Below are 213 nucleotides of genomic sequence, written 5' to 3' on the forward strand. Positions count from 1 at the left end.
TGGCCTGCACCGGCTTCGTGGGCGGCGACACCGCCCTACCGCACTTCGCACGGGCGTCGGTGGACTACCTGGCGAAGGTGTTCATCCACGAGATCACCGTGGGGATCGGCAACACGGGCGCCAAGGCCGGCGTCATCAAGGTCGGCGTGAGCCGCGGCGGCAAGATGACCGAACTCGACAAGCGGATCTACCGCGCCGCCGCCCGCGCCGCCG

General features: G+C 70.4%; 1 protein-coding gene. It reads left to right on the top strand.

Going from position 1 to position 213, the window contains the following annotated elements; translation table 11 throughout:
- Positions 1-213 (top strand): phosphotriesterase family protein (locus AC5RV2_RS19360; RefSeq protein ID WP_494093660.1); only part of this gene is annotated, 213 nt, incomplete at both ends.

The sequence above is a fragment of the Arthrobacter sp. Y3225116 genome, assembly GCF_059091245.1.